This is a genomic window from Virgibacillus proomii (assembly GCF_018916875.1).
Taxonomy (GTDB): Bacteria; Bacillota; Bacilli; order Bacillales; family Amphibacillaceae; genus Virgibacillus; species Virgibacillus proomii_B.
Map to the genome: position 1 here is coordinate 502,117 of NZ_JAHLNO010000019.1, position 16,376 is coordinate 518,492.

The following is a 16,376-nucleotide window of genomic DNA, read 5'->3' on the forward strand; positions in this document are numbered from 1 at the left end:
CGTTATTTGCTGATCAATGTTTAGGAGGAATCATTGTTGCGATTAATGCAAAGATGGTTTAACAATAAGCTTCCTATAATTGTAAAGCATTGTGATGCAAAAGCTTTTAGCACACATGAGCTTGTTTTTCCTCAGGTAAGGAAGCTGTAAAATAGGGGTTTATTAATTTGTATTAAAATTGGTAAACCTGTAGAAGGTCGGTATTCCTTTGAAGAACTACTTAGCAAGTTATAAAATTTCTAAACTGTACAAAGTAATGGAAGCGCTTCCTATAAATGCAGCTGGAAAACTATTAAAAAATCAACTACGCAAATAATCAGAGAGAGGAAAGGTTAATACGTGAATAATTTTTATTTAGAAGATCAACAACTGCAACGATTAGTCAAACGTTATTTGCCACCAGATTTTTTTACGTGGGCGAATAAGCAATTGGATGATTTTGGAGCACATTGTGCCGGTGCAATTAGTGAACGAGCAGTTCATACGGATAGAGACGGAGAACCTCGACTTATTAAGTATGATAAATTTGGAAATGAGATATCTAAAGTATGGGTAAATGAGGGGTATCAAAAAACAGTTCAGGAAACATATGATACAGGAATTGTCGGCTATATTCATAAGGATATACCGGAATTAGGACATAAAGGAAATTATGTATATGCTTTTACGCAAGGTTATCTGCTATCACAGGCTGAAGCTGGTTTTTATTGTCCAGTAACCTTAACGAAGGCAACTGCTTATTTACTTGATCGATATGCAACGGAAGCAATTAAACAGCGATTCCTTCCACATGTACTCGCAACGGGAGAAGACGAATTATATGAAGGAGCGACATTTTTAACGGAACGGCAAGGGGGATCTGATGTTGGTGCGAATGAGGTAAAAGCAGAACTCGCGGGCAGCTATTATCAATTAACGGGAGAAAAGTATTTTGCTAGTAATGCTGGTACTTGTGGCGTAGCTATGGTGTTGGCAAGGACAGCAGGAGGAGCTCCTGGAACAAAGGGGCTCAGCTTATTTGCTGTCCCCTGGGAGGAAAACAGAGTAAACGGTAAGCTGCGTATACGTCGTTTAAAAGATAAATTAGGGGTACGTGCTGTGCCATCAGTAGAGGTTGAATTTTTCAGGCAAAAGGTTATTTAGTTGGTGAATTGCATCAAGGATTTTCCTATATGATAGAAGCGTTAAATCTATCGCGTGTTGCAAACGCTGTTGCCTCTATGGGAATTATGCGTCGTGCCTATACGGAGGCAAAAGCATATGCAAATAATAGAAAGGCTTTTGGCAAGCAGCTTACTGATTTCCCAATGGTTCGTGAAACACTCAGTACGATGGGAGCAATACAAGAGATTGGCTTAAGCACCATGTTTATGGTTATTAAATTAATGGATAAGGTAATGGGAGGTAAACAACGAGCTTCGTTCAAAGAACAAATTTTATTTCGTCTTTATGTCGCCATCATGAAGAAGGAAACAGCCGAACAAGCGATCCATTTTGCACATGATGCAATTGAAATGCATGGCGGAAATGGATATATTGAAGATTTTGTTACCCCGCGTCTGCTGAGGGATGCTCAAGTTTTAACCGTTTGGGAGGGGACAGCAAACATACTTGGACTAGAAGTCATTCGGCTGATCAGTAAGTATCAAGCAGAAGAATTATTTATAAATGACATGACAAAACGCCTGCAAACAGCAAAAAAAGAGTCACCATTAGATGAAAAAATAATTCATTTCGTCAAGCAAGGAATAGATCAATTAAAAACGGAAATTAATCAATGGAAAGTGTTAAACCCAGATTTACAAACATATTATAGTAAACGTCTCAGTGATAAAATGACGCGGATTTTGACAAGTGTCATAGCAGTTGAGGAAACGGTTACACATGAAGAAAGACAGGTTGCTGTCGCTGAAGTATTTTTCCATCATAGCTGGAATGATAAGGGGATAAATGATCAGCCAGCTCCATTAAAGCACTTTTCCAAGATCGTAGAATATTAGAATAAAATTTACCAGTATTTTCGGATGATTTTATCAAGCTGCTATAATTAAATAAAACATAACCGTCTATGGGGGATATAAAGCCCCATAGATGGCAGCTTCACGTTATCCCGCATGTAAGGTACCGTAAAATTACAACTTACGAGAATTCGGGGAAGTTAAAATTGAAGAAAACGGCACCTAAATGCCCGATTCGTTCAAGGGCCTTTAGGTCATACCCTTGTGGTACTAACATTTCTTGGTAAAAGCTCCAAGAAATGAAGTTTCACTTTATAAAATTTTTTATTCTTCTTCTACTTTTTCAGCTAGCTTACTTGCAATCCAACGTTTTGCTGTTTCTTCGTCCACTTCATATACTTTTCCGGCACGCAGTAGGTCACCATGATAGGCAGTTTGGACATTCATTTTTACTTTCATTTCAATTACTCCTTTTAACAAGAATCCGATTATCGACTATAAGGTGCTGGAAAAAACTTCATATCTTGTGCTTATACTAAGAAGCTGTTGTATCAAACAGCCTGAGGAATTCAAATCAACAGATAGAATATCACTTGAATCAGTATCACAAGATAGCTCCATTTTTTCCATGATATTGACCGTAAAACATCTTAACATAGAAAAATGGATGGAAAATACTGTTTACATTCATTGGCATCCTGAACGCTTTTATCTGTAGGGAGTGAAAGAAAGTCCCCTACAGAATAACTTTATTATAACATGAAACAGATGATCAAAAGCAGCCAATGTATTAAAATAGTTACCACATCTATGATGTCCGCATGCTCTTACTTAGAGTAAGAAGAAGTCTAAGCGGGAGATAATACACCAAAAATCCGATGCGTTCGGTGGGCAGGATCAGTAAGATTTCTTGAATAGGCCACAAGAAAGACTTCTTAAATAGACGTTCCACATAGAAAAAGTGTCCTTTTTTCAAGGACAAGGAAAGCTTCGGCAGCGATACATCGCGATTTTCAAGGACAAGGAAAGCTTCGGCAGCGATACATCGCGATTTTCAAGGACAAGGAAAGCTTCGGCGGTGATACATCGCGATTTTCAAGGACAAGGAAAGCTTCAGTAACGTTTTCGGACGTCAATCACAAAGGCGTTGCAATTGGACAATAGCAATACATCCGTTTTTTCAAGGAATTATAGCTTTAATTCTACTTCTTGTCAGTAGGGATGATGAAAATCCCCACTGAAGAAGTTTTACTCTATATAGCTAAGCGCTTCTGCAATATTTGTAGTTGGTTGCTTACAAGAGAAGTTTTCACAAACATAAATGGTTGTTTCTCCATTAATAGCTCGATAGGCACTTGCAAATGGAGCAATGTCATTAACTTGATCACTATCTTCAAGCGATAATATCGTTACATTTGGCAAAAACATTTCTTGAAGCTGTTGTAAAAAAGCTTGCTTTTTTGGATCAGCGTTTGAACCAATGACAACGACTTCTTTTGAGGGAAATTCCATTAGCTGTAGACTTTGCATGAAAAACGGGCTTGCTGAAGCCTGAACTTTTAAGTCGTCATAAAAGCTGTAAAACATTTCTTCTGCATAATCCAGATAACGTGTTTCTCCAGTTAGATACCCCATGCGGACAAACATTACTGCCGCAACACTATTTCCCGAGGGAAGAGCGCCATCATATACTTCTTTGTCTTTGGCGATCAGCGCTTCACTATCTTTTCCGGAGAAATAAAACCCTCCATGTTCATGATCCCAAAACAATTCCAGCATTTGATCCAGTAGTTGTTTTGCTTTTTGCAAATAAGTTAGATGAAAGGTTGCATCATATAATTCGCTATATCCCCATAATAGAAACGCGTAATCGTCTAAATAACTTAAGTATTTTGTTTCGTTATCACGATATCTCGCCATTAATCGACCGTTCTGTACTAAATGGTTCTCGATAAACTGCATTGCTTGTTGTGCCATGGTAATATACGTTTTATTTTGAAACACTTTTCCTGCTTTGGCTAATCCAGCGATCATCAGTCCATTCCAGCTTGTTAGAACTTTATCGTCTACATGTGGGTAAACTCGCTTTTCACGTTCTTGGAGCAATTTCTTTCGGGCTGATTCAAGTTTATCTTCTATCGTTTTCTCAAACGTTTCGCTTTGTTCAGTCATGGAAACTTTATTGCTCTCAATCCGGTTAGGAATATTTGATCCTGAGAAGTTTCCCTCCGGAGTAATATCGTAAAATGTTGCATATAAGTTTCCAAGTTCATCGCCTAAGATAGTGATGATTTCTTCGTAATCCCAAACATAGTACTTTCCTTCAACCCCTTCCGAATCAGCATCAATAGCCGAATAAAATGCACCATCAGCAGAAGTCATTTCCCTAGAGATAAATTCAATCATTTCTTCACTAATTTTCCGGTAAAATGGACGGTGTGTGATTTGAAATGCTTCTGTATAGGCAATTAATAGCAGTGCGTTATCGTAGAGCATTTTTTCAAAGTGTGGAACAAGCCAAATTTCATCTGTACTGTAACGGGAAAAGCCAAAGCCAATCTGGTCGTAAATACCGCCAGCAGCCATGGAATGCAGCGTATGCTCCGCCATTTTTAAAGGTGCGGTATTTTTCGAAAAATAAAATTGCCGCATAAGAAACATCAAGTTATGCGGCATGGGAAACTTCGGAGCTTTGTCAAAACCGCCGTATTCAAAGTCAAAGCTTTTACCTAATTGATTGTAAGCTTCTTCTACATGTTTTTCAGTTAGGCGCTGATTACTTTTTATTGTAAGCGTTCGATCTAATGCATTTTCCACACTTTTTGTAACTTCTAAAATATGCTGTGGATCTTGTTGGAACTTTTTAGAAAGCCCCTGAAGTAAATCAACGAAGCTTGGCATACCGTATTTTTGTTGTTTTGGAAAGTATGTTCCTGCATAAAATGGTACCTTATCTGGTGTCATAAAGATAGAAAGTGGCCATCCTCCGTGTCCTGCCATCATTTGACATACTTTCATATAGATAGAATCGATATCCGGTCTTTCTTCACGATCGACTTTAATGGAAATAAAGTTATCATTCAGGATGGAAGCAACCTCTCTATCTTCAAAGGACTCCCTTGCCATGACATGACACCAATGACAAGTACTATAACCAATTGAAAGGAAAATTGGTTTATTTTGTTGTTTTGCTTTAACGAATGCTTCTTCTGACCACGAATACCAATTTACTGGATTATATGCATGTTGAAGCAAGTAAGGGCTTTTCTCATGGATTAACCGATTAGGTTGTTTATCTAAATTCATTTTATATAATTACCCCTTTAATAGCTAAATTTTTTGATACATCGTATAAAAAGTTTAAATCACTATTTACTATACCCTTTAAATACATTATTTAATGAAGGTATTTTAACCTTATCAAAATATTTGATGGTAAAGTCAACTGATTAAGTTTGCCATTTTTTGTACAAATTAGGAGTAATCTTGAGTTTTTAGCAATTAAAAAAAGTGAAATAGAAATATAGTATGTATTTTTTAAGTTCAAAGCTTGAAGGAAAAAGATAGGCTAGTGATAACCTCCATTTCATCTGACTTTTAAACATAAAAAAGATCTGTACACTTTTTTACACATCCAAAAGGTTTTCTATCACTTCCGCTTCGTCCTCATAGATTTGAAACATAAAATACATCAAAATCGTGAGTGCAAATAATGGGCTGTTTTCTTCTATTGTGTCATCAAATTGAAATGTCGTTTTTAGGCTGAATTCTCCCACTTTAATCTTCGCTACTTTAACCTTATTTAATTTCACCTCTAAATCTCCCGACCAGTTTTCTTCAATTAGAATATCATGACCTTCCATATTACCAACTACACAAAAATAAAATAAATTATTTCCTGCTTTATCTTTAAATTCATATCGGTTGGATTCGGTAACCAGCTGATATTCAGCTAATACGAATCGTTTCCAGCCATTGTTCTTAATTCCTAAGATAAAATCATCCTGTTCATCGATGCTTGTATATGAGAAGGTACTACTTTTTTCAAGATTATCTGAAGTGGTTTTTCGTACATAACCAATGTCATTCCCATCTATAGTTATTGGGAGCGATTTTTTTCTGGAAAAATAAAGTACATCTTTTAAGTGATATATGCGCATGACCTAATCCTCCTTTGTTATCAGTAACTACGGATAAAGTCTTAAAAAGTTTCAGCTTGTATTTGAACTTTTCTAAAAAAACGGGGCAAATTACATGTAGGTTTACTATTTTATATATAAACATAAACTTACTTATATTAGTCGATCCCAATAGTAACATGTGTTAATAGATTAATTGTTTCAAAAGAATAAATACCAAATATGTATTTAAATTTCTATGTTTTATATAAACTTACAGAAAATTTACACTTGGTTAATACTAGCAAAACAAACATTTTATACAATAGAGAATAAGCATAAGAAGGAGGGAGAGTAGGTAGTTCATGGTAAGAGAAAAGTTTATGGCGTTCTTTTTAGCGATTTGCTTAGCTTTATTAGCTTTTCCAATTAGTCTTCAAGCAGAGGGAGTAGAGGATACAGCTCCAGAAATTAGTCCGGATCTTCCAAATGGCAAACGTGTTTTATTTGATAATACGCACGGACAAACAGCTGGACAAGCTGATTGGGTTATTGATGGAGCTTTTTCAGATTTTGCAGAAGGTATCGCTAACAATGGATATGAAGTAAAAGAACTACGGCAAAAAGACCCAATTAATGTGGGGGATCTAGCATTTTATGACGTTTTTATAATACCAGAAGCAAATATACCTTTTAAGAAAGAGGAACAAGCAGCAATAGTGGAATATGTGGAAAATGGGGGAAGTGTTTTTTTTATTTCAGATCATTATAATGCAGATCGTAATAAAAATCGCTGGGACTCTTCGGAGATTATGAACGGCTTTCGACGAGGAGCATTTGACAATCCTTTAAAAGGAATGGATAAAGAGGAAAGAGAATCTAAAGCAATGCAAAATGTAGAAAGCTCTGACTGGCTATCTAATCATTTTGGGATACGGTTTCGCTATAATGCTCCTGGAACAATCATAGCTGATCAAGTTGTAGCTCCTAAGGATTCTTTTAATATTACTAAAGGTATAAGCAAAGTTACTATGCATGCCGGGTCTACACTGGCAATTACAAATCCTGATACTGCGAAGGGAATTGTTTATTTACCAGATAACTTAGATGAAAGTGATAAATGGGGACCAGCAGTAGATGAAGGAATTTATCACGGTGGTGGAAAAGAAGAGGGTCCATATGTTGCTATATCCAAATTAAAGCGTGGAAAAGCTGCTTTCATTGGCGACTCCTCGCCTGTTGAAGACGCAACACCAAAATATCGTAATGAAGAGACAGGGAAGCCAAAAAGAACGTATGATGGTTTTCAGGAAGCAGATAACGCAGAGTTGTTATTAAATATGGTTGATTGGTTAGCTAAGGATGAAGACTATGCTCAATTTTCAGATACGGCAATTCCATTAGATGATGTTTCACCAATGCTTGAAAAAGAGTTGCCTATAAATTCTACTGAGCCAAAAAAAGAACCTTGGAAAGAGCCACTTGCCGGATATGATTGGTTTGATCCTTTAACCTTTGCACCTGGAGCTTATGGATCAAGATCAGATCCTGTTAAAGACCCTTCTTACCAATTCAAAATGGAAGAACCTATCTCTAATGCAGAACCATCTAAAGTAGAATTAATCATTTCGGGATTATCTCCAGGACAAACAGTATCAGGATATAATGTAGGGATGTATCTTGACGGCGGAATGCAAGTAGCGAAAATAAAAAATAAAAATGGCGATTGGCCTTCATCATATGGCTATAGCGAAGAGTTTTCATTGACTGCAAACGAGGGTGGTATAGCTTCCAAAAAATTAACCATCCAAGTAAAAAAAGGAGTTCAAGGGAAAGTGAACCTTCGCTTAAGAAAAAACAGCAGTAAATTGTATACAACTACGGTTTTAGTTAAATAAGTTTGAATTGTTCTTGTCATAACTACAAGAAGCATTTTAAGTTAATCGGGAGGAATTAATTTGAAAAAAATTAAATTTTTAGGGCTGGCTTTATTATTCATTGTTCTTCTTTCTGCCTGTGGAAATAAAGGGGAAAATGCAAAAGCAGAAAAGGGCAAAGAAAAATTAGACAAGCTATCTGTTCAATTTGTGCCTTCGCAAAATGCAGACACATTAGAAGCAAAAGCAAAGCCTTTAGAAAAACTGCTCAGCGATGAATTAGACATCCCTGTCGAGGTAAGTGTATCGACTGACTACAACACGATTATTGAAGCAATGGCTTCTGAACAAATAGATGTCGGATTTTTACCGCCGACTGCCTATGTGTTGGCTAAAGAAAAAGGGGCGGCAGAAGTATTATTGCAAGCACAGCGCTACGGTGTAAACGATGATGGTTCACCGACAGAGGAATTGGTTGATTCATATAAGTCCATTTTTATTGTTAATAAAGGTTCTGGTATTGAATCAGTTGCAGATTTAAAAGGAAAGAAAATTGGCTATCAAAACGTAACGTCATCTGCAGGTTTCGTTTGGCCGGCAGCTACTTTGCTAGAAGCAGGTATCCACCCATTAAAGGATGTCGAAGCAGTAACATTAAAAGGGCATGACCAAGCGATTATTTCTCTATTAAATGGGGATGTGGATGCGGCTGTTACTTTCCAAGATGCTCGTAATGTTGTAGCTAAAGATTATGAAGATATATTTGAAAAAACACGAATTATTGAGTTTACACAACCAATTCCAAATGATACGATCGCTGTCCGACCGGGAATTGACGAGAAAATGAAAAAGGCAATAACAGACGCATTTATTGCAATTGGAAAAGATGAAGAGACTCGTGAAATTATTCAGGAGATTTATTCCCACGAAGGGTACGTAGAATCAAAAGATAGTAATTTCGATATGGTTAGAGAATATGAAGAAAAAGTAAGTAAAGAAGTCGAACAATAATTATAGAATAATAGATCATAAGCAGGTAAGCCATATACTATTCAGATCGTAATGGATGATTGGCAGAAGACTGGCTTATGAAGCTTTATGCCAATCACTATTCATTGCCAATTAATTAAATAAAAAGACAGGCTGTCGCAAAATGCGAGCAGCCTTCTTTTACTCCAATAAGAAAGTAGGGAGAAATCTTGATAGAGTTAAAACATGTTTCTAAAGTTTATTCAAATGGGACTCGTGGATTAAATAACATTCATTTACAAATGGAAGCAGGTGAATTTATTGTTATTGTAGGGTTATCAGGAGCGGGAAAATCTACCTTGCTTCGTTCGATCAATCGCCTTCATGACATAAGTGAAGGAGAAATTTTAATTAATGGAAATTCGATAACAAAAGCCAAAGGGCGTGAATTATACCGCATTCGTCGGGATATTGGTATGATCTTTCAAAACTTTAATCTCGTACGACGTTCATCCGTCATGAGAAATGTCCTGTCTGGTCGTGTAGGATATCATTCCACACTAAAGATGATGTTTGGCTTATTTTCTAAACAGGATAAGCAAATCGCTATTGATGCGCTAGAACGAGTGAATATATTGGAAAAAGCATATATTCGAGCTGATCAGTTATCTGGAGGACAACAGCAGCGGGTATCCATTGCTCGGGCACTGGCACAGGAAGCGAAAGTAATTTTAGCGGATGAACCAGTAGCTTCATTAGACCCTATTACAACAAAGCAAGTAATGGATGATTTATATAGAATAAATCAAGAATTAAACATAACCATGGTTGTGAATTTACATTCTGTGGATCTTGCTCGAGCGTATGCCAGTAGGATCATCGGTTTAAAAAACGGGGAAGTAGTGTTTGATGGTACGGCGAAAGAGGCGACTAGAGAAGTTTTTGCAAACATCTATGGAAAAAATAATCAAACAATGAATCAGATAGGGGTAGCAAAATGAAAGAAGCACAATTAAAACAGTCGGCTGAGATGTCTGTTCCTCCTAGAAAGCTAAAGCCAATTTTGACTACTTTACTTGTAACTACAGCAATTTTTTGGAGCGGTTGGCAAATCGAGTTTTCATTTACGGAATTAGTAAGGGGATTTCCAAATATGTGGGATTTAATCGTTCAATTAGTACCGCCAAATTGGGACTATTTATCGGTGATTACTACGCCGATTTTAGAAACAATCCGGATGGCTGTCATTGGCACAACGCTTGGAGGATTGATAGCATTTCCACTATCGATTATAGCAGCACGTAATGTTTTTCAGTCCGCATGGATTACTGTTCCAGCCAGATTTGTTTTGAATTTAATTCGCACCATACCTGAGTTATTATTGGCTGCCCTATTCGTAGCTGTTTTTGGAATCGGCTCTATTCCAGGAATCTTTGCTTTAATGCTATTTTCCATTGGAATTATTGCTAAGCTTTTTTACGAAGCCGTTGAAGCGATTGATCCAGGTCCGCTCGAAGCGATGACTGCTGTTGGTGCTAACAAGATCAAATGGATTTTTTACGGAGTAGTTCCACAAGTCATGGCATCGTTTATGTCTTTCTTTTTATACACATTTGAAATAAACATTCGAGCAGCAGCGGTATTGGGCTTAGTTGGGGCAGGAGGTATTGGATTGTATTATGAACAAACGCTTGGCTTTCTTGACTATGGAAAAACTGCTTCGATTATTATGTATACGTTAGCAGTTGTGTTAATTATCGATTATCTTTCTACGAGAATAAGGGAGAAATTGGCATGAAGCGAATACGTCTTATTACGATTCTAATTGTTACTTCAGCTATTTACATATGGGCGTTTACCGGGTTACCGAAAATAGAGTGGAAGGAAACCTCAGTTGAAGTTGTATCTGCTATTTTTTCAGGGCTGTTTCAACCGGATTGGAGCTATGTTTATGATCCTGGTGGTGAGGATTTGCTTCAAGGTTTGTTTGATACATTAGCAATTGCTTTACTAAGTACGTTTATTGCAGGAATTCTTTGCATTCCATTTGCCTTTTTAGCTTCAAAAAACATTGTCAAGTCTCATTTAGCAGTTGGAACAAGTAAGTTTATCTTAAGTTTTATTCGCGTGTTTCCTGACATTGTATTAGCTTTATTGTTCATTAAAGCAGTTGGCCCGGGGGCGTTTGCAGGTGTATTGGCACTGGGAATTGGTGCTGTAGGTATGTTGGGAAAACTAATTTCGGAAAGTGTCGATAATGTTGATTTGAGTGCAAAGGAAGCTTTAATCGCTTCCGGAGCAAATCCGGTTAAAACATTTATTTTTGCGATTGTCCCTCAAGTGCTGCCAAACTTTTTTTCATTTATCCTGTATCGATTTGAAGTCAATGTGCGAGCTGCAGCAGTTCTGGGTGTTATCGGTGCTGGCGGTATAGGTACACCGCTTATTTTTGCCTTGAGTGTAAGAGATTGGGAACGGGTTGGAATTATCTTGTTAGGGATTATTGTTATGGTTACGTTAATTGATATTATTTCTGGTAAGTTAAGAGCTAAGTTAATTTAATTAAAGTTAGGAATGAATATAAACAGACTTTATCTTTAATTATTTGATGAAGTCTGTTTATTTGTAGTTGTGTAAAATTGTAGCTTAATCGGGAATTGTTAAAGTTATATATGTCGCTTATACAAGATTTAAATTTATGAAGCGGATGGAATGGGACTATTTGCTTGAAGTTTGAATAACATATAACAAAAAGTTAACTTATTTATTAGCTTGAAATACTACTATTATTCGTATCTAAAGTGTCATAAGAATTCGCTTCAAGAATTGTAGAGAAAAAGAAGTCTAAGTGGAGAATAAAGGCACCTAAAATTCCCGATTTGTTTGGGGCGACAGGACAGAGAAAGCTTCTTGAATAAGCATCCCACGCAGAAAAAGTGGTTTTCTTTTTCAAGGACAGAGTTGCTACGACAGCAATACTTCGCACGCAGAAAAAGTGATTTTTTTTTTCAAGGACAGAGTTGCTACGACAGCAATACTTCGCACGCAGAAAAAGTGGTTTTCTTTTTCAAGGACAAGGAAAGCTTCTTGAATAAGCATCGCACGCAGAAAAGTGCTTTCCTTTTCAAGGACAAGGAAAGATTCGGCAGCGATACATCGCACGCAGAAAAAGTGTATTTTTTTTTCAAGGACAGAGAAAGCTTCTTGAATAAGCATCGCGGTTTTTCAAGGGTGTTACGATTTTAGTCTTTGTTCTACTTCTTATCAGTAGGTGCTGAAGAAAAAGCCCTACTGAATGAAGTTTCTCTTTATCTTACTTTATATGTTGCAAAAAATGGAGAAGTTTAAAACAGAAAATTACTGTTAAAATGTCTGATATTTTAAAAGAAAGAGGAGACTACAACATCCACACCAGTTTTAGGATCGTACCAATTTGTGGATTATAAGAAGGTATACTTTATAAAGATTAAATAGACCAAAAATTCTATATACAAGGAGCGTGTATAAAGTGAATCCAGTTATTGGCGTTACCCCTTCTATTGAAAATGAAAGCAACCTACACTTTGTTAGTGCAGATCATATAGCGGCAATTAAAGAAGCTGGTGGAGTACCGATCGTGTTACCATTTGTAGTATCCGAACTTCAATTAAATCGTATTGTCCAGATGATTGATGGATTATATTTAACGGGAGGTAACAGCATTGACCCAACATTTTTTAATGAAGAACCTCATCCAAAATTAGGTGAAATTAATCCGATTCGCGATCAGTATGAGGTTCAAATTATAAGGAAAATATTAAATTTAAATAAACCGATCTTTGGGGTATGCAGAGGTTGCCAAATTTTAAATGTAGCGTTAGGCGGTGATATGTACCAAGATATTTATGCACAAAAAGAAGGAGATTTATTGCAACATAAGCAATATGCGCCACAAAGTCATGCATCTCATTTTGTATACGTGTCTGACGGTACTTTATTACGGGAGATTACTGGAAGATCTAAAATAAAAGTTAATAGTAGGCATCATCAGGCTAATCGGAAGCCGGGAAAAGGTATTTGGATTTGTGGAACGGCTAGTGATGGCGTTGTGGAAGCAATAGAAGGAAAAAATGACCCATTTGTTTTGGGGGTACAATGGCATCCCGAAAATATGGCAAGAAAGGGGGAGTCAATATCCAAAAAAATATATGCTGCTTTTGTGCAATCGTGTAAGTATTAATAATATTAGGTAACTATTAACAATAAGTAGTAAGAATTAAAGATATTGTGTGTGTATCTTCTTATACTATAGGAGAGTATAAAATTTTATGGTTTATAGTATAAGAAAAACTACAGCTTTCGCTAAAGACTTGGCGACAAGCCAAGTTTTTCTAATAGTAAAAGAGGTGAAGTTGCTCAAGGCTTAATTAAGTGTCAAAAAACCAACTGACTTCATATTCCTATGTAAATCAGTTTAATATACAAGGCCTGCGATCATGAATAATAAAATGGAATCGATAAGGGGCAATGAATAACTTCTAAAACTCACGAAAAGAAGTATATAATTCATGCGATGGCATTTAGTTCATCAGACAACTTTATCTATGAAACAAGTGCCACCTAGTTAACATGGGTAACTTTAATAAATGCTATATGATTAACCTTGAAAAGAAAGCAAAATCTTTAGGTTTATTTGTCATATGCCATTTTTAGTTTAGCAGTGTTAGCCCTGCTAGACTAAAAATTTCTTCTCTGAAAAAGATAAATATAACACCTGAGTGGAGGCAAAAAGGGTTGTCACGAAAATTTAAAATAGCCTTTATGAGATTAGTCTTTTCTTAATTTAAAATGTATTTAAAGTTACAGCTTTCTTTATCTATTATTAAATTATTTTTCAGTATAGATTAAATGTGTTAATATCAATTAATATCACTAGTTTTCCTTCCTTCATTTATATATAAAGGTAATTGTAATTATAATATCATTTTTTAATATGTACATAATAATTTACAAGAGTAAATTTGGTTTCATTTGCTTTTTGAAAGGTGAGATTTCAATGACGCTTTCTATGACGGAAGATGAAGTAATACTTGCTATTATTCAAAATTTAAAAGAAGGTAAGAAAAAGTCTTTTCAGGATATTATAAATGAGTTACAGCCATATGATATGGCAGAGCAATATAAACATTTACCAAGTAAACACCGAAATAAGTTTCTTTTATACATGACAATTGAGCAGCTAACAGAATTAATTGGAGAATTAGATAAGGACTACCAATTAGATGTTTTGCAAAAACTTGGCATTGAAAAATCAACCAAGGTTCTCGACTTAATGGAAAATGATGATTTAGCCGACCTTTTATCTGATTTAGATGCAGATAAAATGGAAGAATTGATATCTGAAATGAAACAAGAAGAATCTGAAATTGTTCAAAACTTAATGAACTATTCATCTGAAACTGCTGGAAGAATCATGAACAATCGGTATGTATGGATACCTAAGCATTTTTCAGTCAGAGAAGCAGTGGATAAATTAAAACATTTCGCTGAATTGGCAGAATATCTCAATTATCTTTATGTTATTGATGATCAGAAGAAATTGGTGGGGGTTGTCTCCTACAAGGACTTACTACTAGCGGATTTACAAGATAAAATTGAAGATATTATGTACAGCAGAGTAATCAAAGTAAATGTACATACAGATCAAGAAGAAGTGGCTAAATTAATTAGCCGTTATGATTTTATATCAATTCCTGTTGTTGAAGAAGAGGATATTCTAGTTGGTGTCATTACAGTTGACGATATTATTGATGTCTTCATTCAAGAAGCGAATGAAGATATTGGAAAATTATCTGCTTCTGGGAAGTCAATTGATTTTAATACAAAACCTCTGGCTGCTACATTACGACGCTTGCCTTGGCTTATTTTATTATTATTTATTGGTCTTGTTTCGGGAAGTATTATAGATGGATTCTCCGCAACCTTGGAAAAAGTTGTTCCTTTAGCTTTTTTTATGCCCATGATTGCAGGGATGACTGGTAATACAGGAACCCAATCTCTTGCTGTTGTTGTCAGGGGTCTAGTGTCTCAGGACTTAAATTTTAAACAAGTAATAAAACTCATCCTTCGTGAATTTTGGGTAGGTATTATTATTGGTGTTATTTGTGGTACATTGATTTCCATTATCGCACTGGTCTGGCAAGGTAGTCTTACACTGGGAATAGTGGTAGGAAGTTCTTTATTAATAACTTTAATTATCGGTACTTTAGCAGGAACAATTATTCCTTTAATTTTATATAAATTTAAATTTGATCCTGCAATCGCCTCAGGCCCTTTGATTACAACAATTAATGATATTTTGTCTCTACTTATTTACTTTGGAATTGCTACTTTGTTTATTTCAGAATTAATGTAGCTAAGAAGCCCAATAAAAATTTATTCGAGAGTTTCGACTTACTTAGGTTTTTATAGCTACTTTGCGGAAGCCAGCTATATAAATTAGTGGATAGCAGTTAAAATAAATAATCTTTCCATATACAAAAAAGAGAAGAAATAAATCTTCTCTTTTTTGTACTATAGGAAAGTATAAAATTTTAGGGTTTATAGTATAAGAAAAACTACAGCTTTCGCTAAAGACTTGGCGACAAGCCAAGTTTTTCTAATGGTAACGTTGTTAATAATATATAACATTATAGACTTCTCAAGATTTTATACCAGTGAATAATAAATCAGTGAAGCTTCAAACGGAGAAGGTGGGATTTGAACCCACGCGACGCTTGCACGTCCTAACGCATTTCGAGTGCGTCCCCTTCAGCCGGGCTTGGGTACTTCTCCCTATAAAAATAGTAAACCTACATTAAAATATTGTAAATGAAATATAGCTTTTTGACAAGTCATCCAGCTTAAATTTTCTAAGGTTCTTTATCATATTTCGAAACAATTTGTTTATTTATGGCAAAAGAATTTATTTGCATTTTTTTCAATAAATAAAAATAACACTTTTCCTTAAGATTCGTGTGAAACTAAAAGGAAAGGAGAGAAAAACTATCCATTAAAACGATTTGTTTAACTAATAGTCTATAAGGAAAGAAAATTTATCCCGCATGTAAGGTGCCGTAAGACTCCCACTTCAAGAGCCTGAGTTGGTACAAAAGGTTCTAAGTGGGAGAAGACGGCACCTAAATGCCCGATTCGTTCAAGAGCCTTTAGGTCATACCCTTATGGTACTAACATTCAGTAGGAGATGGAAGAAAACTCCTACTGAATGAAGTTTCACTTTATTTAGTGAGAGTTTCGCTTTATCTAGTTATGGAGAAACTTCATTGTGTTTTTAATTTCAGCACTTTTTGTGACATGTGATGATTAGATTGCAATATGTGGATCATATCAAAATGGTATGCAGGTTATTTTCCAGAAGAGACCTTGACCGAATTTAGAGAATAGAATAAAGTAATATACATAAAAAAATGATTGAG

The 16,376-nt window shown here is 35.7% G+C and carries 11 protein-coding genes, 1 tRNA gene and 1 pseudogene; 9 read left to right on the forward strand and 4 right to left on the reverse strand.

The features are described 5' to 3' along the window. Positions 1–339: 339 nt before the first annotated feature. Positions 340–2,000: pseudogene (locus KQI21_RS09665) on the forward strand (acyl-CoA dehydrogenase family protein). A gap of 282 nt (positions 2,001–2,282) precedes the next feature. Here the strand turns inward: KQI21_RS09665 and KQI21_RS16425 are convergent. The 3 genes from KQI21_RS16425 to KQI21_RS09675 form a co-directional block, all read right to left on the reverse strand. Further along, positions 2,283–2,417: a hypothetical protein gene (locus KQI21_RS16425; RefSeq protein ID WP_301281744.1), complete on the reverse strand. Its 135-nt coding sequence runs from the start codon at positions 2,415–2,417 to the stop codon at positions 2,283–2,285. Between the two features lie 789 nt (positions 2,418–3,206). Further along, the gene (locus KQI21_RS09670) at positions 3,207–5,264 is read right to left on the reverse strand and encodes a thioredoxin domain-containing protein (protein ID WP_216483976.1); all 2,058 of its coding nucleotides are present in this window, start codon (positions 5,262–5,264) and stop codon (positions 3,207–3,209) included. A 320-nt stretch (positions 5,265–5,584) separates the two neighbouring features. Then, positions 5,585–6,118, reverse strand: coding sequence for a hypothetical protein (locus KQI21_RS09675; RefSeq protein WP_216483977.1), 534 nt, complete (start codon positions 6,116–6,118; stop codon positions 5,585–5,587). A 323-nt stretch (positions 6,119–6,441) separates the two neighbouring features. Here KQI21_RS09675 and KQI21_RS09680 point away from each other — a divergent pair, with 323 nt between their 5' ends. From KQI21_RS09680 to mgtE, 8 genes are all read left to right on the forward strand, one after another. Further along, complete coding sequence (locus KQI21_RS09680) at positions 6,442–7,974, forward strand: motility-associated ABC transporter substrate-binding family protein (RefSeq protein WP_216483978.1); 1,533 nt, start codon at positions 6,442–6,444, stop codon at positions 7,972–7,974. 54 nt (positions 7,975–8,028) lie between these two features. Beyond that, positions 8,029–8,964 (forward strand): phosphate/phosphite/phosphonate ABC transporter substrate-binding protein, encoded by a 936-nt coding sequence (phnD, locus tag KQI21_RS09685; RefSeq protein ID WP_373687658.1) that lies wholly within the window; start codon positions 8,029–8,031, stop codon positions 8,962–8,964. A 188-nt stretch (positions 8,965–9,152) separates the two neighbouring features. Further along, positions 9,153–9,923 carry a phosphonate ABC transporter ATP-binding protein gene (gene phnC / locus KQI21_RS09690; RefSeq protein WP_216483980.1) on the forward strand — a complete coding sequence of 257 codons (771 nt, stop codon included), beginning with the start codon at positions 9,153–9,155 and terminating at the stop codon, positions 9,921–9,923. After that, the gene (gene phnE, locus KQI21_RS09695) at positions 9,920–10,720 is read left to right on the forward strand and encodes a phosphonate ABC transporter, permease protein PhnE (RefSeq protein ID WP_216483981.1); all 801 of its coding nucleotides are present in this window, start codon (positions 9,920–9,922) and stop codon (positions 10,718–10,720) included. The genes phnC and phnE (KQI21_RS09695) overlap by 4 nt, the downstream gene beginning before the upstream one ends. After that, positions 10,717–11,484: a phosphonate ABC transporter, permease protein PhnE gene (phnE, locus tag KQI21_RS09700; RefSeq protein ID WP_216483982.1), complete on the forward strand. Its 768-nt coding sequence runs from the start codon at positions 10,717–10,719 to the stop codon at positions 11,482–11,484. Before phnE (KQI21_RS09695) ends, phnE (KQI21_RS09700) begins: the two co-directional genes overlap by 4 nt. 348 nt (positions 11,485–11,832) lie before the next feature. Beyond that, positions 11,833–12,168, forward strand: a complete 336-nt coding sequence (locus tag KQI21_RS09705) for a hypothetical protein (protein WP_216483983.1) — start codon at positions 11,833–11,835, stop codon at positions 12,166–12,168. Positions 12,169–12,430: 262 nt separating this feature from the next. Beyond that, positions 12,431–13,141 carry a gamma-glutamyl-gamma-aminobutyrate hydrolase family protein gene (locus KQI21_RS09710; RefSeq protein ID WP_216483984.1) on the forward strand — a complete coding sequence of 237 codons (711 nt, stop codon included), beginning with the start codon at positions 12,431–12,433 and terminating at the stop codon, positions 13,139–13,141. An 816-nt stretch (positions 13,142–13,957) separates the two neighbouring features. Further along, entirely contained in the window at positions 13,958–15,316 is a 1,359-nt protein-coding gene (mgtE, locus tag KQI21_RS09715; protein ID WP_216483985.1) for a magnesium transporter, read from the forward strand. Positions 15,317–15,645: 329 nt separating this feature from the next. On the opposite strand, the gene KQI21_RS09720 is transcribed toward mgtE, so the two are convergent. Beyond that, positions 15,646–15,735: transfer RNA gene (locus tag KQI21_RS09720), tRNA-Ser, on the reverse strand. Positions 15,736–16,376 lie beyond the last annotated feature (641 nt).

What these genes read in the sequence shown, in the direction of transcription:
- phnE (WP_216483981.1), top strand. Translation starts at nt 9,920, where the DNA reads ATGAAAGAAGCACAATTAAAACAGTCGGCTGAGATGTCTGTTCCTCCT.
- KQI21_RS09670 (WP_216483976.1), bottom strand. Translation starts at nt 5,264, where the DNA reads ATGAATTTAGATAAACAACCTAATCGGTTAATCCATGAGAAAAGCCCT.
- mgtE (WP_216483985.1), top strand. Translation starts at nt 13,958, where the DNA reads ATGACGCTTTCTATGACGGAAGATGAAGTAATACTTGCTATTATTCAA.
- KQI21_RS16425 (WP_301281744.1), bottom strand. Translation starts at nt 2,417, where the DNA reads ATGAAAGTAAAAATGAATGTCCAAACTGCCTATCATGGTGACCTACTG.
- phnE (WP_216483982.1), top strand. Translation starts at nt 10,717, where the DNA reads ATGAAGCGAATACGTCTTATTACGATTCTAATTGTTACTTCAGCTATT.
- KQI21_RS09675 (WP_216483977.1), bottom strand. Translation starts at nt 6,118, where the DNA reads ATGCGCATATATCACTTAAAAGATGTACTTTATTTTTCCAGAAAAAAA.
- KQI21_RS09680 (WP_216483978.1), top strand. Translation starts at nt 6,442, where the DNA reads ATGGTAAGAGAAAAGTTTATGGCGTTCTTTTTAGCGATTTGCTTAGCT.